Genomic DNA, 26,800 nt, shown 5'->3' with positions numbered 1-26,800 from the left:
CATGAGCTTTCTTACGAAAAAAATTCTAGCCTCCGCAGTATTTGGCTCACTGCTGGCTGTTTCGGCCCATGCGGCGACACTGAATATCCACAATGGCGGCGACCCCCAGTCCCTCGATCCGCAGAAACTCTCCAGCGACTACGAGAACCGGATCGCGGGTGACATCTTCGAGGGCCTCGTAACGGAAGATCCGAAGGACGATCCCATCCCGGCGCAGGCTGAGAGCTGGACGGTTTCGCCTGACGGCAAGGTCTATACCTTCAAGCTTCGCGACGGCATCAAGTGGTCCGACGGGCAGCCGGTGACGGCAGAAGACTTCGTCTTCTCCTTCCAGCGCCTCCTTGATCCGAAGAACGCCGCCGAATACGCCTACCTGCAATTCACCATCAAGAACGCGGAGAAGATCAACAAGGGCGAGATCACCGATTTCAGCCAGCTCGGCGTCAAGGCGATCGACAACAAGACACTCGAGATCACGCTTGAAAACGCGACCCCCTATTTCATCAATTCGCTGATGCATTACACCGCCTATCCGCTGCCGAAGCATGTGGTCGATGCCAAGGGCGAAGATTGGGTCAAGATCGGCAACATCGTCACCAACGGCCCCTACAAGCCGACAGAATGGATCCCGGGCGCATCCGTGACCACGGTGAAGAACGACCAGTATTATGACGTAAAAGATCTGAAGATTGACGGCGTCAAGTTCTTCACGCTGGAAGACCAGGAAGCCGCACTGAAGCGCTACCGTGCCGGCGAGTTCGACATCATGACGGACTTCCCGACCGACCAGTACGAATGGATGAAGACGAACCTGCCGGGCCAGGCGCATGTCGCACCGTTCCTTGCCAGCTACTACTACGTGCTGAACGCCCAGAAGCCGCCGTTCAGCGACAAGCGCGTACGCCAGGCGCTCTCCATGGCCGTAAACCGTGAGGTTATCGGTCCGAAGATTCTCGGCACCGGCGAACTGCCGGCCTATTCCTGGGTTCCTCCGGGCACCGCGAACTACAGCGAGCCCGCCTATGTCAGCTGGAAGGACATGCCTTACAAGGAAAGGCTCGAAGAGGCCAAGAAGCTCCTAAAGGAAGCCGGCTTCGGTCCTGACCACCCGCTGAAGGCGCAGCTTCGCTACAACACCAACGACAACCACAAGCGGGTCGCGGTCGCGATCGCCTCGATGTGGAAGCCGCTCGGTGTCCAGGTTGAACTCTACAACACCGAAACCAAAGTGCACTACGACGAGATGCAACGCGGCCAGGTGGAAATCGGCCGTGCTGGCTGGATCGCCGATTACAACGACCCGGACAACTTCCTGGGCCTCCTGGTCTCGGGCGTATCCATGAACTACGGCCGCTGGAGCAACGCGGACTATGACAAGCTCGTCAAGGAAGCGAACGCCCAGACGGACCTCAAGAAGCGCGCTGAGATATTCAAGCAGGCCGAACAGCTGGCACTCGACGACAGCGCCGCCATTCCGCTCTACTACTACGTCTCGAAAAACGTGGTATCACCGAAGGTCCAGGGCTTCGAAGACAATATTCAGGACATCCATCGCACGCGCTGGCTGTCTGTCAAAGAATAGGGATATCGGCCCTTCCCTCGCCTGAGCGAAGGGCCGGTCCACGATCATGATCAAATACGCACTCCGTCGTCTGCTTTCGACGATCCCTGTCCTGTGGATCGCCGTCACGCTGAGCTTTTTCGTCCTGCGCCTTGCCCCCGGCGGCCCCTTCGATGGCGAACGGCCATTGCCGCCGGTGATCCTCAAGAACCTCGCGGCCCATTACAATCTGGACAAGCCGCTGATCGAACAGTACCTGATCTATATGTTCGATGTGCTGAAGGGCGACCTCGGTCCCTCGTTCGCGAACCAGGATTTCAACGTCACGCAGCAGCTTATGCTCGGCCTGCCCTACACATTCACGATCGGCGGGGCGGCGTTCGTCCTGGCAATCGTCATCGGCGTGGCGGTCGGCTGTCTCGGGGCGCTTTATCAGAACAAAGCGCCCGATTACCTGCTTGGCTTGCTTATCCTCATCGGACTGGTTCTTCCAAACTTCCTGATTGCGCCCATCCTGCAGCTGGTCTTCGGCATCCATCTCGGCTGGCTGCCCGTTGGCGGCTGGGGTAACGGTTCGATCCGATATCTGATCCTGCCGGTGCTGGTTCTGGCCTTGCCGCATGCGGGCCGCATCTCGCGCATGACCCGCGGATCGATGATCGAGGTCATGAACCAGAACTATATCCGCACCGCGAAAGCCAAGGGCATCGGCCCGCGGCTCACCGTGATGCGTCACGCACTGAAGCCCGCCATGATGCCCGTCGTCTCATATCTCGGGCCGGCGGCAAGCTACCTTCTCACCGGCTCGCTGGTTGTCGAAAGCATCTTCGGACTGCCCGGCATCGGCCGCTATTTCATCAACGCTGCACTCAACCGCGACTACGGCATGGTTCTCGGAACGGTCATCTTCTACATGGTGCTGATCGTCGTTCTGAACCTCATCGTCGACATCGCCTATGCGTGGCTCGACCCGAAAGTGAGAAGTCGATGATCCTCAATCCTGCAAAGCGCGAACTGCTCGCGGCCGAGCTTCTCGAAGCGGAAGGCCTGTCCCAGAAGAGCCGGTCGCTAACAGGCGATGCGCTGCGCCGCCTGTCGCGCAACAAGGCAGCGGTGGTTGCTATCGTGGTGCTGACACTTCTCATCCTCGTCGCCTTCATCGGCCCCTATCTGATTCCCTTCGACTACGAGGAACCGGATTGGGAGGCCTTCCGAACAGCGCCGGACTTCGCAAGCGGCCACTATTTCGGAACGGATCCGAACGGCCGAGACCTGCTTGCCCGCGTCCTCTACGGCACCCGGGTGTCACTGGCGGTGGCAGCGACGGCGACACTCGTTTCCGTCGTCATCGGCGTGCTCTACGGGGCGATCTCGGGCTATATCGGCGGCAGGCTCGATGCCATCATGATGCGCTTCGTCGACATCATGTACGCGCTTCCCTACATCCTCTTCGTTATCCTGCTGATGGTCGTCTTCGGCCGCAACGTCTACCTGCTGTTCGCAGCAATCGGCGCACTCGAATGGCTGACGATGGCGCGCATCGTGCGCGGACAGACGCTGTCGATCAAGCAACGGGAATTCATCGAAGCGGCCCGCGCGTCCGGTCAGAGGCCGTTCAAGATCATTCTCAAGCACATCATACCGAACCTTATCGGTCCGGTGGTGATCTTTGCGGCGTTGACCGTCCCCGAGATCATCGCAACCGAGAGCTTTCTCTCCTACCTCGGCTTCGGCGTTCAGGAACCGCTGACCTCACTCGGCACGCTGATCGCCGAGGGCACCGATGCTATGGAAAGCATGCCCTGGCTGCTGATCTTTCCTGCCTGCTTCCTCGTTGCCCTGCTGATGAGCCTTCTGTTCATCGGCGATGGCCTGCGCGATGCGTTCGACCCGAAGGATCGCTAAGATGCACCCAGACACAACGAACGACACCCTTCTGGAACTCAAGGACTATTCGATCACCTTTAGAACGCCGGATGGCGAAGTGAAGGCAGTCTCCAACATGAACCTCTCGGTCAGGCGCGGCGAGAGGATCGCCATCGTCGGGGAATCCGGCTCCGGCAAGAGCCAGACATTCCTCGGCGTCATGGGCCTTTTGGCCAAGAACGGTAAGACCAGTGGCCAAGCGCTGCTGGAGGGCAGGGACGTGCTCTCGCTGAAATCGCGCGAGCTCGACCAAGTGCGTGGCAAGGACATGGCCATGGTGTTCCAGGACCCGATGACCGCGCTCAACCCATCGCTGAAGATCTCGCGTCAGTTGACGGAACAGCTGGAGGTGCACCGCGGCTTTACCGCGCGTGCGGCATCCACCGAGGCGCTCGACATGCTGAAACGTGTTGGCATTCCCGATCCGACTAGGCGCTTCAATCTCTACCCGCATGAGCTTTCGGGCGGCATGCGCCAGCGCATCGTCATTGCCATGGCGCTGCTTACCAAACCGAAGCTCCTGATCGCCGATGAGCCGACGACGGCGCTCGACGTGACGATCCAAGCGCAGATCCTTGATCTCTTCAACGATCTGACGGCCGAGATGAACACCGCGCTTGTCATGATCACCCACGATCTCGGCGTCGTCGCCGGGCTCGCCGATCGCGTGGCGGTCATGTACGCGGGACGCATCGTCGAGGAGGCCCCTGTCGACGAGCTGTTCGACAATCCTGCACACCCTTACACCGCGGCACTGCATGCCTCGATCCCGCGGCCCGATCAGGACGTGGACCGGCTGGCCGTCATTCCTGGCCGACCGCCGAACCTGCAGCATTTGCCGAAGGGCTGCAGTTTCTCGCCGCGCTGTCCCATGGTCCAGAACGACTGCATCGATGCGTCGCCACAGCTCGCTGAGGTAGCATCGCGGCATGCGACGGCATGCTTCCATCCCTTCCCGCGCCTAGAGGAGGTGCTGAACCATGGCTGAGCGTTCACTTCTGAGGGTCGAGAACCTGACGACTCAGTTCGAACTGCCATCGAAGAGCTTCTTCAAGCCGCCGCTCGTGCTAACGGCCGTCAATGATGTCAGCTTCGATCTCAGCGAGGGCCGTACGCTCGGAATCGTCGGCGAATCCGGTTGTGGCAAGTCAACGCTGGGGCGGTCGATCCTGCGTCTCCTGAAATCGCAGAAAGGCCGGATCCTCTGGCAGGGACGCAATCTGCTCGACCTGTCGGACGAGGACATGCGAGCCGCGCGTCGCGACATGCAGATCATCTTCCAGGATCCGATCGCCTCCCTCAACCCGCGCATGACGGTGGGCGACATCATCGCCGAGCCGCTGACCGTCTTCGAGCCGAAGCTCACCAGGGCACAGCGCACCGAACGCGTGCGCGAGATCATGACGGCCGTCGGCCTCGTGCCGGAGATGATAAACCGCTATCCGCACGAATTCTCGGGCGGCCAGGCGCAGCGTATCGGAATTGCCCGCGCAGTGGTAACGCGGCCAAAGCTGATTATCTGCGACGAGCCAGTCTCGGCCCTCGACGTGTCGATCCAGGGCCAGGTGATCACCCTGCTGCGCAAGCTCAGGAAGGAGTTCGGCCTGACGCTGATCTTCATCAGCCACGATCTATCGGTCGTGCGGCTGATCTCGGACGACGTGCTGGTGCTCTATCTCGGCAAGGTCGTCGAAGCCGGCGACTGCGCCACCGTGTTCGACAATCCGGCGCATCCCTATACGCAAGCGCTGTTTTCGGCAGCCCCAATCCCCGATCCGAAACTCGCCCGCAACCGTCAGCGCATCCGCCTTCAGGGCGATCCTCCCTCGCCGCTCAACCCGCCAAAGGGCTGCGTCTTCTCGCCGCGTTGCTGGAAGGCGACAGACATCTGTCGCACGGAGATGCCGCCGACCGAGCAGGTGCGCCCCGACCAGAAGGCTGCCTGCTATCATATGGACCGATAGCGACGATGTCGCGCCCTGGGGACAGCTGATGCCCGGCATTTCACAGGAAGAGCCCGCCATTTGGCGGGCTCTTCCTGTGAATCGTGCTTTGGCGGCCACGCAACAGCATCCTGTTGCGTAAAATCTGCGGGTTTTACTGTAAAGTACTTCCCCGGATGAAAAGGATTCGTAGTGTGCTCCCGATTGGTTTGACGGAGTGCCCATGCTTAGGAAGAGTCTTCTCGCAGCCCTGCTCATTTTGTCAGGTTGTGGCCATCCAAGCGGCGTGATGACGCCTATCGTAATGAACGCGAACACGAGGGTGACAACGCAGGTCGATATGCTGGTTGCAACGACCCGCCAGCCGTCAGGCGATCCAGCAACACTCTTCAACGGCGAGCGCAGCCCCAAACCCTATCTCACCGCCGTCGCTGTCTCAATCCCGCCCAAACGCGAATCGGGTACCGTGCAATGGCCCCAACGGCTTCCGCCCAACCCGGCGACAGACTTTGCCGTGACGCGCGTGAAGGAGATCAACTCCGTTCCGGAAGGTCGGACGTGGTTCCGGCAGCATATCCAGGGCGGGCATGCGTTGGTCTTTATCCACGGCTTCAACAACAAGTACGAGGATTCCGTCTTCCGGCTTGCCCAGATCGTTCACGACAGCGACATGCATGCGACGCCGATCCTCTTTACGTGGCCCTCGCGCGCCCAGCTCACCGCCTATGAGTACGACAAGGAAAGCACGAACTACTCCCGCACGGCGCTGGAGCAGGCGCTTCGCACGCTTGCAGAGGACCCGTCGGTAAAGGACATTACGGTCCTTGCGCATTCCATGGGTACGTGGCTGGCGATGGAGTCTCTTAGGCAGATGGGGATTCGCGACGGCCACGTGAACTCCAAGATCCACAATGTCATTCTTGCCTCGCCTGACATCGACATCCAGGTGTTTGCCAAGCAATTCGCCGAGATGGGATCGCCGAAGCCGAAGTTCACGATCTTCGTGTCTCAGGACGACCGCGCGCTGGCGGCCTCCAGTTTCATCACCGGACGGGTGTCGCGACTTGGTGCCATCAATCCTGCCGCAGAGCCCTACCGATCCCGCCTCGAACAGGCAGGTATTACGGCAATCGATCTGACAAAGGTAAAGAGTGACGATAGCCTGAACCACGGCAAGTTCGCCGAAAGTCCGGAGATCGTGCAGCTGATCGGGCAAAGGCTGATAACCGGTCAGACGCTGACCGATTCCAACATGTCGCTCGGGCAAGGGATCACGGCCGTGGTTGGCGGGACGGTCACCAATATCGGCGCGGTCGCCGCAACGGCGGTGGCCGCGCCAGCGACGATCCTCGAGCAACCGATAACCACCACGAAAAAGGCGCCCGGCGCCGACGCGACGCTTCAGGGCGACTTCACGCCGCAACCGCTGACCCAGTAAATCAGGAGGAATTTACGTTGCCTGCAACGTTGCGGGGCCGCGCATTTACCGTAACGTACTTACAAGCCACCGCCCTTCTGAAGAACTCTGTCCAGGTCGAAAAGCGACGATCCATTCCGGCAGCGCTACAGCCTGCCTGATAAGAAGGAGAGCGTAGTGTTGAACGACCTGAAACACCGAGGGAGACCGTCATGAGCGCCTCTTTCTCAAAGCTTAGCGCCGGCGCATTTTTCGCCGTGGCGCTTGCCTCCACTTCGCTCGGCGTTTCATCTGCGCATGCGCAAGAGGCGGCAAAGCCGAACATCCTCGTTATCTTCGGCGACGATATAGGGCAGACCAATATCAGCGCCTATTCCGACGGCCTGATGGGGTACCGTACACCGAATATCGACCGTATCGCCAAGGAAGGCATGAAGTTTACGGATTATTACGCCGAGAACAGCTGCACAGCGGGACGCTCAACCTTCATCACCGGGCAGGTGTGCCTGCGCACAGGACTTTGCAAGGTCGGCGCTCCCGGCGCCCCAGTGGGCCTGCAGGCCGGCGACATGACGATCGCCCAGGCACTCAAGCCGCTCGGCTACGCCACCGGGCAGTTCGGCAAGAACCACCTCGGCGACAAGGACGAGTATCTGCCGACCAACCACGGCTTCGACGAATTCTTCGGCAACCTCTACCACCTCAACGCCGAGGAAGAGCCGGAAGCTCCTTATTGGCCGAAAGACGATCAGGAGTTCCTGAAGGCATATTCTCCACGCGGCGTCATTAAGGCTTCGGCCGACGGCAAGGTCGAGGACACAGGTCCGCTGACCAAGAAGCGCATGGAAACGATCGACGACGAAACGACGGCCGCGGCCATCGATTTCATGGATCGTCAGGCCAAGGCCAAGAAGCCGTTCTTCACCTGGATGAACACGACCCGCATGCACCTGTTCACCCATGTGCGCGAATCCATGCGCGGCCAGAGCGGCATGCCCGGCAACGAGTATGGCGACGGCATGATCGAGCATGACGGCGACGTCGGAAAGCTCCTGAAGGCTCTCGACGACCTCGGCATCACTGAAAACACCATCGTCGTCTATACCACCGACAACGGTCCCAATCAGTTCTCTTGGCCCGACGCCGCCACGACACCATTCCGCAGCGAAAAGGATACAAACTGGGAAGGCGCGTTCCGCGTGCCTGCGATGGTTCGCTGGCCGGGCCATATCCAGCCGGGACAGGTCTCCAACGGCATGGTATCGGGTCTCGACTGGTTCCCCACCCTGCTTGCGGCAGCCGGAGATACCGGCGTGAAGGACCGCCTGCTCAACGGATGGAAGCCGGAGGGAAGCGCCACCACGTTCAAGAACCATCTCGACGGTTACAATCAGCTCGACTACATCACCGGAAAATCGCCGAAGAGCACGCGCAGCGACTTCTACTATTTTGACGACGACGGCAATCTCGTTTCGATTCGCTACGACGACTGGAAGGTCGTCTTTCACGAACAGCGGGTACCCGGCGGCTTTGGCGTCTGGCAAGAGCCTTTGGTGACCCTGCGTCTTCCCAAGCTGTTCAACCTGCGAATGGATCCCTATGAGCGGGCGGACACGGTCTCCGACCAATACAATGATTGGCTCGTCCGAAACGACTACCTCCTCGTAAAGGGCCAGCTCAAGGGTGCCGCCTTCCTGGAAACCTTCGTGAGGTATCCGCCCAGCCAGCGCGTCGCCAGCTTCAATATTGAAGGTGTCCGCGATCAGGTCAACAAGGCGATAGACCAGTCGTTCAAGGACCGCGGCATCGAGAAATAGCGAGCATCAGGCTTGAAAAGCACAGGGGGGACGCATCGGCAGCCACCGATGCGTCCGTCCAGATCACACACGGGGTCAGCATGACGGCACGAGACGACATCATCGCATTGGGCCAGCGGATCGGGCAGTCGATCATCGGCCAGGAGACCATGGTCGAGCGGCTGATGCTGGGCCTTCTTGCCGACGGCCACCTTCTGGTCGAGGGGCTGCCCGGGCTCGCAAAGACGAGAGCGATCAAGATCCTGGCGAAAAATCTCGATTCCGAACTTTCGCGCGTTCAGTTCACGCCGGACCTGCTGCCAGCCGATATCACCGGTTCGGAAATCTACTTCAGCGAAGCCGGCAAAGGCGAGTTCAGGTTCCAGCAGGGACCGATCTTCGCCAACCTCATCCTGGCCGACGAGATCAACCGTGCGCCCGCGAAGGTACAATCAGCGCTCCTCGAGGCGATGGAAGAACGACAGATCACGGTCGGCGGCAAAAACTATCCGCTGCCCGATCTCTTCATGGTCATGGCAACGCAGAACCCCATCGAGCAGGAAGGAACTTATCCTCTACCCGAGGCCCAGCTCGACCGCTTTCTGATGCATGTCGAAGTCGGCTATCCCGACGAGGCATCGGAAGCCGCCATCATGCGGCTCAATCGGGCCGAGGAAAATGAAGTGCATGGGGACACCAAGTCCGCTCCGCAAAAAAAGCTCAATCCTCAGGCCGTCTTTGACGCTCGCAAGGAAATCGGCGCGGTGACGGTGTCGGATCCCATCGAGAAATACATCGTGGCACTGGTGTTTGCGACACGCTATCCGGACCGGTATGACAAGGATCTGGCGAAGCTGCTGCAGGTCGGCGTCAGCCCGCGCGGCGCCATCGGGCTTGACAAGGTGTCGCGCTCCCATGCCTGGCTGAAGGGGCGGGACTACGTCACGCCCGACGACGTCACGGCGATCGTCCACGACGTCTTCCGTCATCGCCTGATCCTCTCTTACGAGGCTCATGCAGCCAATACGACCGCCGATCAAGTGATCGACCGCATCACCGAACTCGTCGCGGTCTCCTGAGCATTTCCGCTTTTCCTTGAAGCGCGAAAACGCTCTATCTTTTTGTTTCTACGCAATTCCGGACGCAAAGCCGCTACGCACTTTTGTTGGAATTGCTCTAGGGAGAGCCGGATGACGGCGACCGACGACATCGAAGGCGTCTATGTTTCGACCGACGGGCTCGTTGCGCTCGAGGCGCATGCGCGCGATCTCCGTTTCGTGCAGAAGGCACCCAGTCATCAGCAACTTGCCGGCCGCATGCAATCGTCGATGCGCGGCCGCGGCCTGACCTTCGAGGAGCTTCGAAACTACCTGCTAGGCGACGACATCCGTTCAATCGACTGGCGCGTCACGGCACGGACCAGCAAGCCCGTCGTCCGCGTCTACAGCGAGGAGAAGGAGCGTCCCGCAATCCTCGTTGTCGACCAGCGCATCAATATGTTCTTCGGTAGCCGGCGCTCGATGAAGTCGGTGACCGCTGCCGAGGCTGCAATGCTGTGTGCCTGGCGCATCCTCGGTTCGGGTGACCGCGTCGGCGGCTTCGTCTTCAACGACACGACGACGCAGGAGGTCAAGCCGCATCGAAGCCGAAACGCCCTGATCGCCTTTGCCGACAAGATTGCAAGCCAGAACCGGGCGCTGGCGGCAGCTTCCGCCTCTGCGCCTGCGCCTGGCCAGCTCGACAATGTCCTGGCCAACGTTGCGAGCATTGCCCATCACGACCACCTCGTGGTCGTCGTCTCCGACTTCGACGGCCACACGGCCAGGACACGCGATATGCTCTTGCGGTTATCGAGCCGAAACGATGTCGTCTGCATCCTCGTCTACGATCCCTTTCTCCTCGAATTGCCGAAGACGGGAGATATCGTCGTCAGCGGCGGCGCGCTCCAAGCCGAGCTATCGCTGCGTCAAGCGACGGTGCGCGGCGCGATCGACGACTTCGCACGCAACCGGGGCCGCGAATTGCGGGCGTGGCAACGCGAACTCGGCCTTCCGATGCTTCCGGTGTCGGCAGCCGAAGAAACAGCGCCACAACTCCACCGCCTGCTTGAACAGCCCGCGTGGCGGCAACGGAGGCGATGATGGGGCCGCAAGCCGCACCGCCCGATCCGATGACCGCTATCGCCTTGCGGTCGCTCAGGGATATCGCCGAGCCGGCACCGGTCTCGTGGATGCCGCAGACGTGGGGCTGGGCAATGGTCGCAAGCATCCTTCTTCTCCAACTGCTGTTGATCGTTCTGAGTTGGCGCAAACGGCATCGGGCGAACGCCTACCGCCGCGAGGCGCTTGCGATACTTGGCGGCATCGAAGAGTCGTTCCGCAATCCCGCCACCCGCCAAAACGGCGTCCACGATTTGGCGGAGCTCCTGAAAAGGGTTGCTATCGCCGGCTGGGAAAGAAGAGGGATCGCTCCGCTTTCGGGCGGTGACTGGGTCCGTTTCCTCGGCGCGCATGGCGGCGATGAGGTGGCGCGCCGTCTGCAATGCCTGCTCGACGATCTCGAGTATCATGGCGGCGACAGCCTTGGCGCCCTACCCGAAAATGCCGACGGCGACCTCACCGCTGCCGCGCGGCAATGGATCGAGCAGCATCATGTACCAACTTGACCATCCATGGCTGCTTCTGCTGCTTCCCGTGCCCTTGCTGGTCTTTTGGCTGCTGCCGGCGCACCGGGAGACGTCGGCATCCGTGCGTCTCCCTTTCTTCCGGCAGGTTGCGCAGGCCGCAGGCGTTCGTCCGACGGAAGGATCTCTCATTCCGCGCCGCACATGGCCGCAGGTCATCGTCGAGACCTTGGCGTGGAGCCTGATGGTGGTAGCGCTCGCCCGTCCACAGTTCGTGGAGCCGCCGATCGAAAAGCTCGAGCCGCAGCGCGACCTGATGCTGGCGCTCGACCTGTCGCAGTCGATGGACACCAAAGATTTCCCGGGACATGACGGAAAGGCAGTGGCACGTGTTGACGCCGTTCGAATGGTGGTGGCCGATTTCGTGAGCAAGCGGCCCGGCGACAGGATCGGGCTGATTGCATTCGGGGATGCGCCCTACCCGCTCGTTCCCTTCACAATGGACCACGCTACCGTCCAGACCATGATCGCCGGAACGCTTCCGGGCATTGCCGGGCCGCGCACCTCACTCGGCGACGCGATCGGACTGGCGATAAAGATGTTCGAGAAGGCATCCGTACCGGAAAAGGTCCTCGTCGTTCTCACCGACGGTAACGACACGGCAAGCAAGATGCCCCCGGCCAAGGCTGCCGCGATAGCCCGGACAAAAGGCATCGTCGTGCATACTGTCGGCATCGGAGATCCAAGTGCAACCGGCGAAGACAAACTCGATTCAGCGACACTTGAGAAGGTCGCGGCCGACACGGGAGGCCGATATTTCTTCGGGGGAGACCAATCGCAGCTCGAGGCTATCTATGACCAGCTGGACAAGATCACACCGGAAAACCAGAAGACGCTGTCCTGGCGCCCGCGCATCGAGCTCTTTCATTGGCCGCTCGGCGCGGCGATCATCCTCATGGCGCTCTACTACGCCGCAAACGGCATTCGCAGCCTTTTCAGCAGAGGAGCACCGGCATGATCGGCGACTTTCACTTTCTGCGTCCCTGGTGGCTGGTCGCCATCGTCGTCCCTTTCGCGATCCTGTGGCTGGCTTCTCGCTCGACCGACGTCCGCAGCCAATGGAAAGGCATGATTGCGCCGCCCCTGCTCGACAGGCTTGTCATCGAGGGGACCGGTCGTTCCCGCATCCGGCCGTCCTGGCTACTGGCCGCCACGCTTCTGACCGCCGTCATCGCGGCCGCGGGGCCAACTTTCGAGCGGGAAACACCGCCCTTCGTCGAAGACACCGCATCGCTGGTGATTGCCGTTGATCTGTCTCAGACCATGGATGCTATCGACACCACGCCGTCTCGCCTTGAACGCGCCAAGCTCAAGATACGCGATGTCATGAGGACGCGCGGCGGTGCCCGCACCGCCGTCGTCGTCTATGCAGGATCGACGCATCTGGTCCTCCCCTTCACTGACGACATCGCGTTGATCGAGACCTATACCGATGCGCTGGCTACCAGCATCATGCCTATCGCAGGCAAGGACACGGCCAAGGCGCTCCGATTTGCAGAAAATTTTCTGGCCAAGGAAAACGTCCCGGGCACGATCCTGTTCCTGACCGACGAGGTCGAGCAGAGCGCTTTCGAGGCGTTCAAACGCAATTCCCGGACCAGCGTTGTCGTGCTTGGCATCGGCACGACGGCGGGCGGCCCCGTCAAGACGGCAAACGGCAGCTTTCTGACGGACGCGAGCGGCGCCAGAGTGTTTGCGAAGCTCGATCTCGACGGGCTGAAGGCGCTGCATGCCTCAAGTGGCGCGGATGTCGCGACGGTCACCGACGACGACACCGACGTCCGCTGGATCGCCCAGCGCATCCGCACGAACTTTGCGCAGAGGAAGGCGACCGAGGGAGACCGCTGGCGCGACATGGGCTGGTGGATCGTCGTTCCCGTTGTCGCGTTGTTTGCCCTGTCTTTCAGGAAGGGGTGGGTGGTACGGATCAGCGGCTTCATCATCGTGGCGCGGATCATGATGCCGGCCGGAGCCCAAGCCGGCGGCTTCGCCGACATGTGGCTGACGCCGGATCAGCAGGGCCGCATCGCTTATCAGCGTGGCGACGCGCCGGGGGCCGCGGCCCGTTTCACCGACCCGATGTGGAAGGGCGTCGCGCTCTATCGCTCGGAAAAATTCGCCGATGCGGTCGATGCCTTTGCGAAAGTCGACACCGCCGAGAGCTGGTACAATCAGGGTAATGCCCTGATGCATCTTTCGAAGCTCGAAGAGGCAGCCGGTGCCTACAAAAAGGCGCTGGAGAAGCGCAAGGACTGGGCGGCGGCGCAAGCCAACCTTGCCGTCGCCGAAAAACTGATCGCTCTGAAGAAGGAGGAAGAGCAGGAACCGAACGAGAGACCGGATAGCGTTCAGTTCGACGACAAGGGCAAACAGGGCAAGAGAGGCGAGATTGCCATCGCCGAACAAACCTCCGAGATGTGGATGAAGAACATCCAGGTCAGCCCCACAGACCTGATGGCACGCAAGTTCGCCATCGAGGCGCAGGAGAAGAAACCGTGAGGCGCGCCCGATTTGCCACCGTCGTCTGGCTATTATCGACAACTGCCGCGCTGGCTGCGGAACCGTTTGCGCGGGCCGTCGTCACCAATAAGGGGACGATCGTTCCCGGCCAGCAGGTACAGCTCAGCGTCGATGTCTTTGTGCCGGATTTCTTCACGTCGCCGCCGCAATTCCCGCTCTTCGATCTGCCGAATGCTGTCGTAACGCTTCCCGCCGAGCGTGCGATGAACTCGGTGCAGACCATCGACGGCGTGCAGTACTCGGTCATCCGGCGTACCTACGCCATAGTTCCTGAAGTCTCGGGCGCGTTCACGGTTCCGCCGATCGCAATCGCACTGGGCTATTCGGACAATGGCAGGCCTTTGAGAGGCGAAGCCAAACTCGCGTCCGTCAGCTTCACCGTCGGCGAGGCTCCGGCAGCCAGCGGCAACAGGCTCGCCTTTGCAGCGCGTGGCCTGACCCTGACGCAGTCCTTCGATCGCGAGCCTTCAAGCCTCAAGGTCGGCGACGCCATTGTTCGAACGGTGACTGTGTTTGCCGAGGATACGCAGGCGATGATGATCCCGCCGGTCGACGTCGGCCAGGCAATCGGCCTGAAGCAATACCAGGGGCCTTCGACCATCGCCGACAACATCTCGCAAGACCGAACAACCACCGGAAGCGCTCACACTGACAAAATTACCTATACAGCAGAGACGGCCGGTACGTTCGACATCCCTGCCGTGTCCTATTCCTGGTTCAATACCGATGCGCATCAGCAAGAGGCCGCGACGCTGCCTGCTTCCACGGTTACGGTGGCGGTCGCGGTGACGTCGGACAATGTCATTGAACCGCAGCTTCAACCCGCGAGACCGCCTGAACGCAGCCGACTGTCGGCGCGGACCTTGCTTGAAGACGCAGCATGTCTTTTGGCGGTCGTGCCGCTCTACTGGGCGACGACGCGTCTTCTGTCATGGTGCGGGCCCCGTTTCCGCAACTGGAGGCTTTCGCTTGCCCATTCGGAATGGTCCGAATTCCGACTGCTTGAAAAAACGATCACGACGGGCGACGACAAGGCGGCATACAACGCACTCGCCTCCTGGTCGCGTTTCAAGGGATATGAATCGCTCTCCGAGTGGACCCGGGAATCTGCCGATCCGATTCTGATGCTTCAGGTGGGGGCCCTCGAGAGGCAGCTGTTCGGGGCTAAGGCATGCACTTCGGCCTGTGATCGATCAGCCCTGTGCGATGCTGTCCGTAGACGCCGGCATGCCGCCCGCGTGAAGGTCCTCTCACATTCTATGGCGCTGCCACCACTCAATCCCACTTAGCGCCCCCTCTTGGTGCCGCGATCGGCGCTGGCGACAAATCTCACCCGCGCCATATATGGCTCGTCGATGTGGTAGTTTACGTTAAGCGCGCGTGTTGTTTACCGTTGCGTACTTCCTGTTTACGCGCTCATTCGTCAAACTTCCCGCCAACCTTGGAGGTCGCGATGACTTTGGCTTTCGAAACCGAACATGGTTCATCGGCAACGCCCGACGGCATGGTGTGGATTCCCGGCCGTACCTTCAGCATGGGATCGAACGATCACTATCCGGAAGAGGCTCCGGCTCATCCAGTCACGGTCGAGGGGTTCTGGATCGATGAAACTCCGGTCACCAATCGCAAGTTCATGGAATTCGTGAAGGCGACAAACTATGTGACCTTTGCCGAAAAGACACCCGATCCGAAGCACTATCCCGGCGCGCTGCCCGAGATGCTGAAGGCAGGTTCGCTGGTCTTCACCCAGCCCAAGAAAGTTAGTGGCCCGGATATTTCCCAATGGTGGGCGTTCAAATTCGGCGCAAACTGGCGGCGTCCGCTGGGAGGTCTGAGCGATATTCGCGGCAAGCTCGATCATCCAGTGGTACACGTGGCCTATTGCGATGCGCTGGCCTATGCCGATTGGACCGGGCTCGATCTTCCCACCGAAGCGGAGTGGGAGCTTGCTGCGCGCGGCGGCCTCGACGACACGGAATACGCCTGGGGCGGCGAACTCATGCCGGGCGGGGTTGCGATGGCGAATACGTGGCAAGGCACCTTCCCGACGCGTTCGACAAAGCCGGCAGGCAAGGAACGAACATCGGCCGTTCGCTCGTTTCCGCCGAACGGCTATGGAGCCTTCGACATGATCGGCAACGTCTGGGAGTGGACCTCCGACTACTGGTCGATGCGCCATCCCGAGCCGGCCGCGAAATCGTGCTGCATTCCTCAGAACCCGCGAGGCGGCGACATCGATGCAAGCTATGATCCTCGCCAACCGGAGATCCGCATCCCGCGTCGCGTTCTCAAGGGCGGCTCGCATCTCTGCGCGCCGAACTACTGCCGTCGCTACCGTCCCGCCGCGCGCCATGCCGAGCCCGAGGATACATCGACAAGCCATGTCGGCTTTCGTTGCGTGAAGCGATCCACTGTTTGAAGAATTGCCCCCTCAAGAATTGACGAGCCCACTGGAGACATCGATGCGAATGCACGCGCACCGTTCCGATACGCTACTTGCCTCACTCGTTTTGACTTTCCTCCTCCTTGTCACCGCAGCAAGTGCCGTTGCCGCCCAGGACGCCTTGCCATCGTGGAACGACGACGCGGCGAAAACCCGAATCATGGAGTTCGTGAAGGCGACCACGACGGAGGGAAGCGATCGATATGTTGCACCGGATGACCGCATTGCCGTGTTCGACAACGACGGTACCCTCTGGTCCGAGCAGCCGTTTTACTTTCAACTCGGCTTCATGCTCGACCGCGTCAAGGTGCTTGCGCCGCAACACCCCGAGTGGAAAGCGAAGGAACCGTTCAAATCGATCCTCGCCGGTGATCTCGCGAGCCTTGCCAAGAGTGGCGAAAAAGGCATTGTCGAGCTCGGCATGGCCACCCATTCGGGCGTGACCACCGACGAATTCACCAAGATCGTCACCGACTGGTTCGCGACGGCAAAGCATCCAAAGACCGGCAAGCCGTACACCGATATGACCTTCGTGCCGATGCGGGAACTGCTCGACTATCTGCGCGCCCACGGCTTCAAGACCTATATCGTCTCGGGCGGCGGCGTGGAGTTCATGCGCCCGATTACGGAGAAGGCGTACGGGATCCCTCCGGCGCAGGTCATCGGCAGCACAATCGTTACCCAATACGACCTCGTCGACGATGTGCCGGTTCTAAGGCGTCTTCCCAAGATCGACTTCATCGACGACGGTCCCGGCAAGCCATCCGGTATCAACAAGGTCATCGGCCGCCGACCTATCTTCGCGGCGGGGAATTCAGACGGCGACTACGAGATGCTGCGTTGGGTGACGGCGGGCAAAGGTCCGTCATTCGCGATGATCGTCCACCACACCGATGGCACGCGGGAATACGCCTACGATCGCAAGTCCGCGTTCGGCAAGCTCGACAAGGCACTCGACGAAGCTAGGCAACGGAACTGGCTGGTTGTCGATATGAAGGACGACTGGAAGAAGATCTATCCCTTCGAGCAATAGGCGCCGGCGAACTATCGTTGAGTCGTTGGCCGCATGGGGTGGTCGTGAGCTTCGCCGGCCATTATCGTCTACGGAAACCGCCGGACCGGTGTGCCAGTTCATCGCGCCGCCGTTGGCGGTACTACCGCCGGAGATGCGGGCGAAGTCCGAACCATACCTGACGCCGGATGCCTGACGCCGGCGTGCCCCAGGAGCCGTAGACGTTGGAGCCGCCGTGGGCCAAGGCAGCGTTGCCGGCTCGGGGGTTGTAGGCGGCGGCGACGCCCCGTGACCGGTTCAGCACGGTGACAGCACCACCGCGAACATAGATTCTGGTCCGGGGATTGTAGGCTGCACCGCCCGCGAACCCTCGATAGGGGCCGTAGGCGTATCCATAGCGACCGAATGTGCCGTAGGCGGGATTGTAGAAGGCGCCAATGCCATAGGTTGGAAAAGCGTCAATGTGGCGCCGCTGTCTGTGTGAAGCTACGTGGCCAGGACGGCTGCCGTTGATGAACCCGTCCTTGCCGGAGAATTTCACCGCACACCAGGCGCCGCTGGCATGACACTCGGAAACCACAAGCTGACTTCCCTCGTCGATACTTCCGAAGCTGGCATACCCTGTCCCCGGTCCCGAACGGAAGTTGACCGTCGCTGTCGTCACTGCCGGAGATGCCGAAACTGTCGATGCGACCGTCCACGCTGACGTAAATTTACGATCTTCGGCCGTTGGCCGTCGACATGCAACCTTCCCATTTTTCGCGCGTTCAACTGTCACGGCCACAACAGCGGAGGAGGTCACATGTCCAAGCGTACAATGCCCGATATAGTTGCCCAAGGCCCCCTCCCGGAATTCGTCGATGACGAGGCATCGCTTTTTGGGGGTGAGGGAATGGGCAGTGCAAGCACCGAGAAGCCGCAAGGGCTGAATACGGAAGCCGAGATCCGGGCCCATCTCACCGAACTAAAGGAAGAAGCCCCGGCCGAGGACGAATTCCCCCCTCCGGTGGACTACGTTCTGACCGAACGGCGACGTTTCCAGGCAGTCGGTGACGACGTCGATCAACTGCGCCACGAGATCGATAATCTCCGCGCACGCCTTTCGATCATTCAGCACCAGGCGGCAACCGTCATTAGGTCAAACGTCGAATGGGCCGACGCCAGTGCTCATGCACAACTCGGGCCGTATCCATGGGCGAAGCTCGCATGCACGATGGCGGCGACGTTCATTGGCGCACGAATGCTTGGACGCGCTGCAGGATTTGCGGCCATGGCACTTCCTCTGATCGCGAGGCCGCCTCGCGGGCGTTGAGTGAGCGTATTCCGGACCTGATAAAGCAGAACCGGCCCTCAAGCAGGTGAGGTAGCATCTCACCCTACATGGACATGCTACAGGGCGCTTGCGAGCGCGCTGGTCTTGAGGCTGGCCTTTACCAAGCCCTCTTTGATGGAGGCTGATAACGCTGGATTGAAGTGACGCCGCGCCATCTCCTCGCGGAACGTCGTCTCGAATTCCGGAGCCCGGTGTCCGGCGTCATCGAGCCGTCCGGCCGCTTGATCGGAACCAAGCTGGCCGAGTGCCGCGGCGCGAAGCACTCGGGTCACGAAGTCGCTTCCATTCACCTGTTCGGCCAGCAGCGACGCCTCGGCCCAATCGCCGCGGCGATATGCGTCGAGGGCAAGCACCAGAACCGCATCGCGCGGGACGGCGTCCACCGACCGGCCGGCATCCTGCGCCAGGGATACGCCTGCGTCCCAATAGCCTTCACTGAACAGCACCTTGGCGAGTTTGGCGCTGACCTCCGGATTGTTCGGATTGAGCACAAGCGCACGGTTTCCTGCGCTGATCGCAGCATCCGTTCGTCCTCTGTCGAATTGCGCCAGCATCAGGGCGATCTGTGCCCGATCGGAGAGAGGCGCAAGCGATACCGCTCGATTTGCAAGATTGATGGACCGGCCAACCGTCTCGCCGTTCACGCCGCCGCTCTGCCCAGCAATCAGAACACGCGACAGGGTGGCGCTGGCATCGGCATTGTTCGGATCGGCAAGGAGCGTTTTTTCAAGGCAGGCTCCGGATTCGGCAATAGCCGCAGGACCGCCGTCGTCGAGGGCGTATTCCGCTCTCAGGACGCATGCATTTCCGAGCGAATTGGCAGCGCTGTTGTGGGTTTCGATGTTGTTGATCGCACCGCGCGCAGCGGCAAACTTGCGCGAAAGCGTCGTGACAAGCTCGTCCCTCACCGTCGCCTCGGCCTTCCCTTGCGTATCGATGTGCTCCAGGCCGGAGTTCAGCAGGTCGCCCGTGCGGGTATCGACGATCTGCCACCAGACGCTACGGTCGTCGCCGTCACCATAGTATTTCATCGCTATGTCGTAGACACTGCCCTTCGGCTCGCGGAGGCTGTCCGCAAGCCGTCTTCCGCCGGTTGTCGCGGTGGCCAAGCGCAAGGTCTGGAACTGTGCCAGCGCGGTCAACAGCATGTCCCTGGTTACGCTCGCGTCCCCTGCCCATCTGGCTTCCGCCGCAGTCATCGTCACCGATACCGTGGGTTTTTCCGTGTAGGAGGGTCGCATCCCGTAAAAAATCAATCCAACTGAAACAGCGGCGATGGCCGCCGTCGCGGCAGCGAGTGGCAGCTTCCAGCCATTGGACTGCAGGGCTTCCTGTCGCTTGGCAGCACGAGCCTCTTCAGCCGCCGCCGGCTGCAACCGCGCCCGAGGCATTTCGACAATTGCCTTGGCGTCGTCGGGGATTTGGCGCGGTATCACATTCGAATGCAGGAAAACCGCCAGATACTTGCCTTTGGGGAGCTGCAGCTCGACGCTGGTCTCCGCGCCATAAGCCTCATAGTACTGATTGAGCGCGGAGCGCAGGCGGCTGACTTCGATGCGCACGATCGGATCGATCGCCGGATCGAAATTGCTGGGCCGCCCGAGGACGTCCACCGCGATGGCGTAAGCCTTGACGCCGTCCTGTTGGCCTTGAAACAGGTGGTCGGCGAGATAGCGCAGGATGCTCACTGCGCGATCGGTCGCATGAAATCTGCTGTCTGACAGCAGCCGTTCGAGCTCAGCTCTGGCCTCGCATATCGTGACCGCGCCGGATTTGTCGTACTGTTCTTCCACACTCATGGCTGCCTCTTGCACGCAAAGATTGACGCTTGAGTAGAACAAGGGACGTTATCTAGTGCATTACAACAGGTTGCAATAACAAAGACTAACAAAACCAAAACACGCCGAATATTGAAACGAGATGCGCGCCATTCCAACACTCATGACGAATTGTGAAGACAGAGCTGGATGACATCGGACTCGATCTCCCGGCATATGGTCTCGTACTCTTCGACCAGCGTGTCGCCCGAGATGGCAAGACGATTTCGGAACTGATCGAGCGTGGTGCAGGCATCCTCGTATGCTTCACAGAGATTTTCAAGGGAAGCCGACTTTTGAGCGAGAATTTGCAGGCTCCCGCGCAGCGCAGGGAGTTTCAGCATGAGCCTCCAAAGACCCCGCTGTGCAGCGCCATGCGGCGATTTTCCCGTCGTGCGTCTCCCGGTCATCAGCCTATCCGGCCTTGCGAAGCTTCCCTCCGGAAAACTTTACGCCGACGGAGACGCGGGGAAAGTACGCAACGGTAAAAGCTGCGCGCATTTACGCGCGAGGCTATCGGTATTTACGTTTTCACCGGGGAGATTTACGCTCGTATTTACCGTTGCGTACTCGCATCAAAATCAGTTTCGTGATCTCAATCTAAACTGAGCTGGAGGGTGAGCGTGAGAATATCAATGCTTTGTGGGGCCGCCCGCGTCGGCAGGCTCTTACGCGCACGAATTTCCGGTTATGCCACCAGGAAGCCAAAACGATGAAGTGGCTGGTCGCTCTCGTTTTCATGTTGCTGATGACCTTTGACGCAGGCGCACAGACGCAGCCGGCCCAGAGCAAAATCGACGACCTTGTCCGCCTTCTGCAGGATCCCGAGGTTCGAACGTGGCTCGAGAGCCAGAAGCCAGCCGTTCCGGCGGCCCAACCAGCCGCGGCCAGCGGTCTGCCCGCGTGGGAGCTGGCGACACGCCAGCGGATCAACGCAATCGTTTCGGCCGTGCCTCGCATTCCGAGCGAGGTCGGGTCCGCCTCACTGCGCGTAAGACAGGATGCGATCTCGCATGGCTATGCGCCGGTAATGCTTATCTTCGCAGGCCTGGTTGTTGTCGGAGCTCTTGCCGAGAAACTGTTCAGACGCATGAGGCCGAATCCGGCCATCCACGGGGGCCCGCCGCGCGCCTTCTCCGAGCTTCTGCCGCTCGCCGTTTTCGCAGCCGCCATGGCGGTCATATTCTTTGCAGTAGAGTGGCCGCCGCTTGCTCGCATCGTCCTGCTCACCTACCTGATCGCATTTGTCGTCTATCGGTTCGCATCGGCGTTTGCAGATCTCGCGTGCCACGGCCGCAAGGATCTACTGCGGCGCGTCCGGCTCTTCCTGGGGATCGCCGTCTTTTCGGTCGCCTCCGCCAGCCTGGGAGAGCCTGTCGGGCTCGATCCGGCAGTAGCGACCGCGATCTCCTACTTCTTCTCCGTCGTGCTGCTTCTGCTGGCAATCGAAATACTCTGGCGGACATCCCGAAAGGCGCGCACGGCCAAGCTCGGCCTGACGGCTTTTCTCGTCGCAATTTGGGTTCTCTGGTGTCTCGATCTTCGCGGGCTGTTCTGGGTGGGCATCTATGCACTGGTGTTGCCGGGAATACTTCGAAGCGTCGGACGCAGCGTGGAGGCGGCAATTCCGTCGCCGCCGGACAGTCGCCGAAGCGTGCTGCTCGTTCGGGGCAGCCGTGCCGTCGTGGTCGCACTTGCGGCGGCGTGGATCGCCGTCATCTGGCATGTGAATACGGACTCGCTGGCGCACCAGAATCCGACCGTGACCAGGATCCTGTACGGATCGCTGAAAAGCGTCGTCGTCCTTCTCCTCGCCGACCTCGTGTGGCATCTGGCACGCGCCCACATCGATCGCACACTCGCGACATCAGCTGATACGACCGGACTGTCGCCGGCCGACATGGCGCGCCGCAGCCGGCTTCGGACGTTGTTGCCGATCATCCGCAACGGGCTCGCAGCGATGGTGGCCGTCATGGCCGGACTGATCGTGCTGTCGGAACTCGGCGTCGAGATCGGACCGCTGATCGCTGGCGCCGGTATCTTCGGTGTCGCGATTGGTTTCGGGTCGCAGACCTTGGTGAAGGACGTCATCAGCGGCATCTTTTATATGCTGGACGACGCATTCCGGGTTGGCGAGTACATTCAGGCAAAGAACTACAAAGGAACGGTAGAGGGGTTCAGCCTGCGGTCCGTGCGCTTGCGGCATCATCGCGGCCCGGTGTTTACCATTCCCTTTGGTGAACTGGGGGCGGTCGAGAACATGAGCCGCGACTGGGTCATCGACAAGTTCAGAATTTCCGTCGGCTATAACACCGACATCGCCAAGGCGCGCAAGATCACAAAGGCAATCGGTGCCGAGTTGCAGGCGGATCCCGAGGTCGGTCCGCTGTTCATCGAGCCGCTAAAGATGAAGGGTGTAGAGGAGTTCGGCGACTACGGCATCGTCCTGAGTTTCGCGATGACCACCGTACCGGGGCAGCAGACTTACATTCGTCGCAAGGCATATGCGATGATCCGAGATGCCTTTCAGGCGAACGGGATCGAATTCGCGCAGCCGACGGTACAGGTCGGTGGAGACGACAAGGGTGGCGGTGCAGCTGCTGCGACTGCAGTGCGCGCGACCCAACTGAAGCAGCAGGCTGCCGAAGGCGAGTGACGGGCTTTCTCCCGGAGAGGTCTCGGGCGTTGCGGCGATGTGTCAGCGCGCCTTGCAACAGCGAAAGACCTTACTCACGACAATCGGTTTCGCCGCCAGACGCCCGCCCCCTGCCTTGCAAGAAACCGCGGTGCGCGACGCGAACGACTCACCATCGCAAAAAACGCCCGCCAATCAGGAAGCCAGTAACAGTCACGATCATGATCGCGACCGTATACCAGACCGCAAGGAAAAGCGGGCTGTCGTCAGGGCAGTGCCAGGCATAGATGGCTGCGGCAATTCCGCCGGCGGCGAGGCCCGCCGCGGCGCCGGCAAGAGCCGGTTTATCGGGTGCCGCCTCTCGCAGAGCCAAAAGCAATGTGGCAAGCGGCGCAAGGGACAGGATCGGAACATAGAATAGGCAGTAATCGGCATAATTGCCGGTCATGCTTGCCATCCAATACTGTTCCGGCACCACGAGGAGTTCGGTCGCAATGCCGACAACCAGCAGCAATGCGGGCAAGCCAAGCACCAGCGCGCCGGCCCTCAGCGAAAAGCCCGGACGGCCTATCGGAATGACAAGAGCGGCGGCGGCGACCGCCAGTATCAGCGTCTGGCAGATTTTGAAGAAGACACGGGGCGTATCGACGAGGGCGTGTATGTCGGGCCGGACGCCGATGAAAACAACCATGTAAGCAATGGAGATGGCCGTACCCACCAGCAGCGCCAAAGACATCGTGCGACCATGCCGCATGCGTACCGGAGCGTCTTCCGCAAGAAGGTTGATCAGCTCATCGGTTTTCACGTTCGTCTCTCCGATAGTGAGTGGCCAGCGACCTCAGCGCCCGATGAAGAGCGACGCGAACCGCTCCCTCGCTCATGTTTAGCCGCGCGGCGGTCTCGCGCACGCCCGCCCCTTGGACTGAGATGGAGCGCACGATATCGCGCCCGGGATCCTTCAGTCGCTCCAACATACGTTCGACATCAAGCCGATCCAAGCCATCGGCCTTCTCCTCCGCCTCCAACGTTGCCATTACATCCTCGATCGGCACGTTCGTATGACGACCGCGCCGCCGCAGGCTGTCCACCAGTTTGTTCCGCACAATCGTCGACAGCCACGGCCCGATCGGGCGCGTCGGATCCCAAGTCCCGCGCTTCAAGTGGACGGCAAGAAGCACTTCCTGGACCACATCCTCGGCCTCGCTGACGGGCGCGCCGAATTGCTCGCAGCGCCGACGCGCCATTGCGCGCAGATACGGCGTAACGGCTGAAAGGAAGCGGTGATACGCCTGCGCATCGCCGTCGATCGCCTTGCGCATCCAGCCCGACCATATCTGTTCACGCGCCGAGTGTTTCACCGACATCATCCAATACGCGTGGGCACACGGTTTTGTTACCGCCCTATGCGATTGATTCTAAGGGGCGCACAATGCGGGGTGCGCAAGCCTTTTCTTCCACAATTTCGATTACGGCAGGCGTCTCGCTTAGAAAATTCAAACCGGCACCGACCAAGCCGCCTCCGTCGCATCTCGCCCAGTATTCCAACATTGCTGTGGGGAAGTTCCTGCAGCCTAGCGAGCCGCTCGGCGCAATGTAATGCCATTGGATCTTGTGATCCTTCGACCAGGCTAGGATGGCGTTCGAGGTGAACTCCGTGCCGTGGTCAGAAACGATCATGCCGGGTTTGCCACGGCGCTCGATGAGGGTCGTCAGTTCCCGCGCCACGCGACGCCCGGAGATCGAGGTGTCGGGGATGGCGGCCAGGCACTCGCGCGTCACATCGTCGACGACATTGAGAACACGGAAGCGCCTGCCACAGGCGAACTGGTCATGCACAAAATCCAGGGACCAGCGAGCGTTAACCTTCGCCTCGACCAGGATCGGCGCACGCGTGCCCACGGCACGCCGCCGGGCTTTCCGCTTGCGAACGGAAAGTCCTTCCTCGCGATAGAGCCGGTAGATGCGATTGACCCCGGACGGTTCTCCGTCCCGCCGAAGCAGGACAAACAGCCGCCGATAGCCGAAACGCCGCCGCTCATTGGCGAGGTCGCGCAGCTTCGTCCGCAATTCCACCTCCGGCGGTCGGCACGATCGGTAGCGGATCATCTTGCGGTCGGCGGATATGATCTGGCAGGCCCGACGCTCCGAAAGACCCATGACGGCCTTCAGATGCGTGACGGCTTCACGCTTGGCGGCGGGCCCTACCATTTTTTTTGGACAAGCTCGCGAAGTGCGGCTGCATCCAGCATCTGTTCGGCCAGCAGCTTCTTCAGCCTCGCGTTCTCGTCCTCAAGCGCCTTCAGCCGCTTCGCCTCGGAGACTTCCATGCCGCCATATTTGGCTTTCCAGTTATAAAACGTCGCTTCTGAAATCCCGTGCTTGCGGCAAAGGTCAGCGGCCTTTGCGCCTGCCTCCTGCTCCTTCAGCACCGCGATGATCTGCTCTTCCGTAAATCTCTGCTTCTTCATTCGTCCATTCGTCCGTCCTCGATGGGCCGGACTTTAATCCATTCTGGAGGAAATTCTCAGTGGCATGTATGGACGGCCTCCGCGTGGCAAGGGGCAAGTTGGTGTTTCTGGCGGATTGGTCGGGTGCAGGCATGTATTCGGCCTTTGATTGCGGCGTGTTCATGCCGCTGGCCCTGATGTAGTCCGCGGATCGGATCCCAGACAGGTCAACGCGCTTTCAAGCGACACCCACTGATCGGGTTTCTCCAATCCCGGCTCGACCGTTCGCCATCACACCATCAGCACCTCACCAACTTCTGAATTGTCCCGAGTTATCAAAGGGCGGGGGCAGCCTCAAAGCGCCTGCCCGTCGCCATCAACGCCCAGACGATCCGCGCCATCTTGTTTGCCAAAGCAACAGCGACGATGTTGTACGGCTTCTTCGCCAGAAGCTCGGCAGCCCAACGCGTCGGCGCCGTTTTGCCGTTCCGGCTGAAGCGGAGGACCGCGTGCGCCCCGACGACGAGAAGCCGGCGGAGATAGGGATCGCCTTGTTTGCTGATCCTTCCGAGACGGTCTTTGCCACCCGATGAGTTCTGCCGCGGTACGAGGCCTATCCACGCCGCCAATTGTCGGCCGGATTTGAAGAGCGAGGCGTCTGTCACTGTCGCGGCAATTGCGCTGGCAGTGATCGGGCCAATTCCAGGGATCGTCTCAAGACGGCGGCTCAGTTCGTTCGAGCGATGCCAGGCATGAATTTGGCGATCCATCTCGCTGACTTTCTCGTGCACCTCCCGTAACTGCCCGACCAGCAAGAGAAGTGCAGACCGCGCAAGCGGCGGGATGACATCGTGATCACCATCTTCGACCAACGCGATAAGCATTCCGACGCCGGCACTGCCTTGTCGCGTCACGATGCCGAACTCGGCCAAGTGGCCGCGCAAGGCGTTCACAAGCATTGTCCGCTGCCGGATCAAAAGCTCGCGGACCCGATGCAGCATCAGCACACTCTGTTGCTCTGTAAGCGCTTAGGTCACCCCACGTAGCGTGGGGAAGGAAAACCGCTCATTTTCAGCATGAATCATGCGGGGAATTCTATGAGCGAAGATGTGAATCATGGTCCGACGTTTGAAATTCTGACGGCAGGGCCGGTGCGGAAGCGGCGAAAGCCGAGGTATCGCTCCGAGGAGGAAAAGGCGGTGATCCTCGACGAGGCGCTGGCTCCCGGTGCGAATGTATCTGCAATCGCCCGCGCCCATGGCATGGA

The 26,800-nt window shown here is 60.7% G+C and carries 23 protein-coding genes and 2 pseudogenes; 18 read left to right on the top strand and 7 right to left on the bottom strand.

The genetic code is table 11. From position 1 onward, the window contains the following. Nucleotide 1 precedes the first annotated feature (1 nt). From AC1D2R_RS00125 to AC1D2R_RS00055, 15 genes are all read left to right on the top strand, one after another. Entirely contained in the window at nucleotides 2-1,582 is a 1,581-nt protein-coding gene (locus tag AC1D2R_RS00125; RefSeq protein WP_477963577.1) for a peptide ABC transporter substrate-binding protein, read from the top strand. A gap of 46 nt (nucleotides 1,583-1,628) precedes the next feature. Beyond that, a complete protein-coding gene (locus AC1D2R_RS00120) occupies nucleotides 1,629-2,552 on the top strand; it encodes an ABC transporter permease subunit (RefSeq protein ID WP_037065386.1) in 924 nt (307 codons plus the stop codon). Beyond that, entirely contained in the window at nucleotides 2,549-3,466 is a 918-nt protein-coding gene (locus AC1D2R_RS00115) for an ABC transporter permease (RefSeq protein ID WP_477963575.1), read from the top strand. The genes AC1D2R_RS00120 and AC1D2R_RS00115 overlap by 4 nt, the downstream gene beginning before the upstream one ends. A gap of 1 nt (nucleotide 3,467) precedes the next feature. Further along, nucleotides 3,468-4,475, top strand: coding sequence for an ABC transporter ATP-binding protein (locus AC1D2R_RS00110; protein WP_477963573.1), 1,008 nt, complete (start codon nucleotides 3,468-3,470; stop codon nucleotides 4,473-4,475). Then, nucleotides 4,468-5,451 carry an ABC transporter ATP-binding protein gene (locus AC1D2R_RS00105; protein WP_477963571.1) on the top strand — a complete coding sequence of 328 codons (984 nt, stop codon included), beginning with the start codon at nucleotides 4,468-4,470 and terminating at the stop codon, nucleotides 5,449-5,451. Before AC1D2R_RS00110 ends, AC1D2R_RS00105 begins: the two co-directional genes overlap by 8 nt. A 202-nt stretch (nucleotides 5,452-5,653) precedes the next feature. Then, nucleotides 5,654-6,868 carry an alpha/beta hydrolase gene (locus AC1D2R_RS00100; protein WP_477963569.1) on the top strand — a complete coding sequence of 405 codons (1,215 nt, stop codon included), beginning with the start codon at nucleotides 5,654-5,656 and terminating at the stop codon, nucleotides 6,866-6,868. A 191-nt stretch (nucleotides 6,869-7,059) separates the two neighbouring features. Next, nucleotides 7,060-8,664: an arylsulfatase gene (locus tag AC1D2R_RS00095; protein WP_477963567.1), complete on the top strand. Its 1,605-nt coding sequence runs from the start codon at nucleotides 7,060-7,062 to the stop codon at nucleotides 8,662-8,664. Nucleotides 8,665-8,744: 80 nt separating this feature from the next. Next, nucleotides 8,745-9,722, top strand: a complete 978-nt coding sequence (locus AC1D2R_RS00090) for an AAA family ATPase (RefSeq protein ID WP_477963564.1) — start codon at nucleotides 8,745-8,747, stop codon at nucleotides 9,720-9,722. 111 nt (nucleotides 9,723-9,833) lie between these two features. Next, nucleotides 9,834-10,784, top strand: coding sequence for a DUF58 domain-containing protein (locus tag AC1D2R_RS00085; protein WP_477963562.1), 951 nt, complete (start codon nucleotides 9,834-9,836; stop codon nucleotides 10,782-10,784). Then, nucleotides 10,784-11,308, top strand: a complete 525-nt coding sequence (locus AC1D2R_RS00080) for a DUF4381 domain-containing protein (protein ID WP_477963560.1) — start codon at nucleotides 10,784-10,786, stop codon at nucleotides 11,306-11,308. The genes AC1D2R_RS00085 and AC1D2R_RS00080 overlap by 1 nt, the downstream gene beginning before the upstream one ends. Beyond that, nucleotides 11,295-12,284 (top strand): vWA domain-containing protein, encoded by a 990-nt coding sequence (locus AC1D2R_RS00075; protein ID WP_477963558.1) that lies wholly within the window; start codon nucleotides 11,295-11,297, stop codon nucleotides 12,282-12,284. The genes AC1D2R_RS00080 and AC1D2R_RS00075 overlap by 14 nt, the downstream gene beginning before the upstream one ends. Continuing rightward, nucleotides 12,281-13,825, top strand: a complete 1,545-nt coding sequence (locus AC1D2R_RS00070) for a vWA domain-containing protein (protein WP_477963556.1) — start codon at nucleotides 12,281-12,283, stop codon at nucleotides 13,823-13,825. The genes AC1D2R_RS00075 and AC1D2R_RS00070 overlap by 4 nt, the downstream gene beginning before the upstream one ends. Continuing rightward, nucleotides 13,822-15,135, top strand: a complete 1,314-nt coding sequence (locus AC1D2R_RS00065; protein ID WP_477963554.1) for a BatD family protein — start codon at nucleotides 13,822-13,824, stop codon at nucleotides 15,133-15,135. Before AC1D2R_RS00070 ends, AC1D2R_RS00065 begins: the two co-directional genes overlap by 4 nt. Nucleotides 15,136-15,299: 164 nt before the next feature. Further along, the gene (locus tag AC1D2R_RS00060; protein ID WP_477963552.1) at nucleotides 15,300-16,265 is read left to right on the top strand and encodes a formylglycine-generating enzyme family protein; all 966 of its coding nucleotides are present in this window, start codon (nucleotides 15,300-15,302) and stop codon (nucleotides 16,263-16,265) included. Between the two features lie 43 nt (nucleotides 16,266-16,308). Continuing rightward, a complete protein-coding gene (locus AC1D2R_RS00055; protein ID WP_477963550.1) occupies nucleotides 16,309-17,322 on the top strand; it encodes an HAD family hydrolase in 1,014 nt (337 codons plus the stop codon). A 121-nt stretch (nucleotides 17,323-17,443) separates the two neighbouring features. Here AC1D2R_RS00055 and AC1D2R_RS00050 read toward each other — a convergent pair whose 3' ends face one another. Next, nucleotides 17,444-17,965 (bottom strand): SH3 domain-containing protein, encoded by a 522-nt coding sequence (locus AC1D2R_RS00050; protein WP_477963548.1) that lies wholly within the window; start codon nucleotides 17,963-17,965, stop codon nucleotides 17,444-17,446. 138 nt (nucleotides 17,966-18,103) lie between these two features. Between AC1D2R_RS00050 and AC1D2R_RS00045 the strand changes: the two genes are divergently transcribed. Further along, nucleotides 18,104-18,613 carry a hypothetical protein gene (locus AC1D2R_RS00045; protein WP_477963546.1) on the top strand — a complete coding sequence of 170 codons (510 nt, stop codon included), beginning with the start codon at nucleotides 18,104-18,106 and terminating at the stop codon, nucleotides 18,611-18,613. A gap of 77 nt (nucleotides 18,614-18,690) precedes the next feature. Here the strand turns inward: AC1D2R_RS00045 and AC1D2R_RS00040 are convergent, their stop codons facing one another. Then, complete coding sequence (locus AC1D2R_RS00040; protein WP_477963544.1) at nucleotides 18,691-20,433, bottom strand: tetratricopeptide repeat protein; 1,743 nt, start codon at nucleotides 20,431-20,433, stop codon at nucleotides 18,691-18,693. Nucleotides 20,434-20,573: 140 nt separating this feature from the next. Then, a complete protein-coding gene (locus tag AC1D2R_RS00035) occupies nucleotides 20,574-20,861 on the bottom strand; it encodes a hypothetical protein (protein WP_477963542.1) in 288 nt (95 codons plus the stop codon). 302 nt (nucleotides 20,862-21,163) lie between these two features. On the opposite strand from AC1D2R_RS00035, the gene AC1D2R_RS00030 reads away from it, so the two are divergent. Continuing rightward, nucleotides 21,164-23,107, top strand: a complete 1,944-nt coding sequence (locus AC1D2R_RS00030; protein ID WP_477963540.1) for a mechanosensitive ion channel family protein — start codon at nucleotides 21,164-21,166, stop codon at nucleotides 23,105-23,107. A gap of 148 nt (nucleotides 23,108-23,255) precedes the next feature. Here the strand turns inward: AC1D2R_RS00030 and AC1D2R_RS00025 are convergent, their stop codons facing one another. The 3 genes and pseudogenes from AC1D2R_RS00025 to AC1D2R_RS00015 all read right to left on the bottom strand — a co-directional run. Next, a complete protein-coding gene (locus AC1D2R_RS00025) occupies nucleotides 23,256-23,891 on the bottom strand; it encodes an NrsF family protein (protein ID WP_477963539.1) in 636 nt (211 codons plus the stop codon). Then, complete coding sequence (locus tag AC1D2R_RS00020) at nucleotides 23,878-24,444, bottom strand: sigma-70 family RNA polymerase sigma factor (protein WP_477964597.1); 567 nt, start codon at nucleotides 24,442-24,444, stop codon at nucleotides 23,878-23,880. Before AC1D2R_RS00020 ends, AC1D2R_RS00025 begins: the two co-directional genes overlap by 14 nt. A gap of 226 nt (nucleotides 24,445-24,670) precedes the next feature. Beyond that, nucleotides 24,671-25,554 (bottom strand): annotated as a pseudogene (locus AC1D2R_RS00015) (IS3 family transposase); the annotation flags it as partial. 59 nt (nucleotides 25,555-25,613) lie between these two features. Here AC1D2R_RS00015 and AC1D2R_RS00010 point away from each other — a divergent pair. Then, nucleotides 25,614-25,736, top strand: a complete 123-nt coding sequence (locus AC1D2R_RS00010) for a hypothetical protein (protein WP_477963538.1) — start codon at nucleotides 25,614-25,616, stop codon at nucleotides 25,734-25,736. Nucleotides 25,737-25,868: 132 nt separating this feature from the next. On the opposite strand, the pseudogene AC1D2R_RS00005 reads toward AC1D2R_RS00010, so the two are convergent. Next, nucleotides 25,869-26,552 (bottom strand): annotated as a pseudogene (locus tag AC1D2R_RS00005) (IS110 family RNA-guided transposase); the annotation flags it as partial. Nucleotides 26,553-26,800 lie beyond the last annotated feature (248 nt).

The sequence above is a fragment of the Rhizobium sp. P1_C7 genome, from assembly GCF_056406295.1.
The sequence above is the reverse complement of the archived record's forward strand: the minus strand, read 5'-3'. Positions and strand labels throughout refer to the sequence as shown.

Coding starts and splice junctions, on each gene's coding strand:
- AC1D2R_RS00125 (WP_477963577.1), top strand. CDS start 2: ATGAGCTTTCTTACGAAAAAAATTCTAGCCTCCGCAGTATTTGGCTCA.
- AC1D2R_RS00120 (WP_037065386.1), top strand. CDS start 1,629: ATGATCAAATACGCACTCCGTCGTCTGCTTTCGACGATCCCTGTCCTG.
- AC1D2R_RS00115 (WP_477963575.1), top strand. CDS start 2,549: ATGATCCTCAATCCTGCAAAGCGCGAACTGCTCGCGGCCGAGCTTCTC.
- AC1D2R_RS00110 (WP_477963573.1), top strand. CDS start 3,468: ATGCACCCAGACACAACGAACGACACCCTTCTGGAACTCAAGGACTAT.
- AC1D2R_RS00105 (WP_477963571.1), top strand. CDS start 4,468: ATGGCTGAGCGTTCACTTCTGAGGGTCGAGAACCTGACGACTCAGTTC.
- AC1D2R_RS00100 (WP_477963569.1), top strand. CDS start 5,654: ATGCTTAGGAAGAGTCTTCTCGCAGCCCTGCTCATTTTGTCAGGTTGT.
- AC1D2R_RS00095 (WP_477963567.1), top strand. CDS start 7,060: ATGAGCGCCTCTTTCTCAAAGCTTAGCGCCGGCGCATTTTTCGCCGTG.
- AC1D2R_RS00090 (WP_477963564.1), top strand. CDS start 8,745: ATGACGGCACGAGACGACATCATCGCATTGGGCCAGCGGATCGGGCAG.
- AC1D2R_RS00085 (WP_477963562.1), top strand. CDS start 9,834: ATGACGGCGACCGACGACATCGAAGGCGTCTATGTTTCGACCGACGGG.
- AC1D2R_RS00080 (WP_477963560.1), top strand. CDS start 10,784: ATGGGGCCGCAAGCCGCACCGCCCGATCCGATGACCGCTATCGCCTTG.
- AC1D2R_RS00075 (WP_477963558.1), top strand. CDS start 11,295: ATGTACCAACTTGACCATCCATGGCTGCTTCTGCTGCTTCCCGTGCCC.
- AC1D2R_RS00070 (WP_477963556.1), top strand. CDS start 12,281: ATGATCGGCGACTTTCACTTTCTGCGTCCCTGGTGGCTGGTCGCCATC.
- AC1D2R_RS00060 (WP_477963552.1), top strand. CDS start 15,300: ATGACTTTGGCTTTCGAAACCGAACATGGTTCATCGGCAACGCCCGAC.
- AC1D2R_RS00055 (WP_477963550.1), top strand. CDS start 16,309: ATGCGAATGCACGCGCACCGTTCCGATACGCTACTTGCCTCACTCGTT.
- AC1D2R_RS00045 (WP_477963546.1), top strand. CDS start 18,104: ATGTCCAAGCGTACAATGCCCGATATAGTTGCCCAAGGCCCCCTCCCG.
- AC1D2R_RS00040 (WP_477963544.1), bottom strand. CDS start 20,433: ATGAGTGTGGAAGAACAGTACGACAAATCCGGCGCGGTCACGATATGC.
- AC1D2R_RS00035 (WP_477963542.1), bottom strand. CDS start 20,861: ATGACCGGGAGACGCACGACGGGAAAATCGCCGCATGGCGCTGCACAG.
- AC1D2R_RS00030 (WP_477963540.1), top strand. CDS start 21,164: ATGAAGTGGCTGGTCGCTCTCGTTTTCATGTTGCTGATGACCTTTGAC.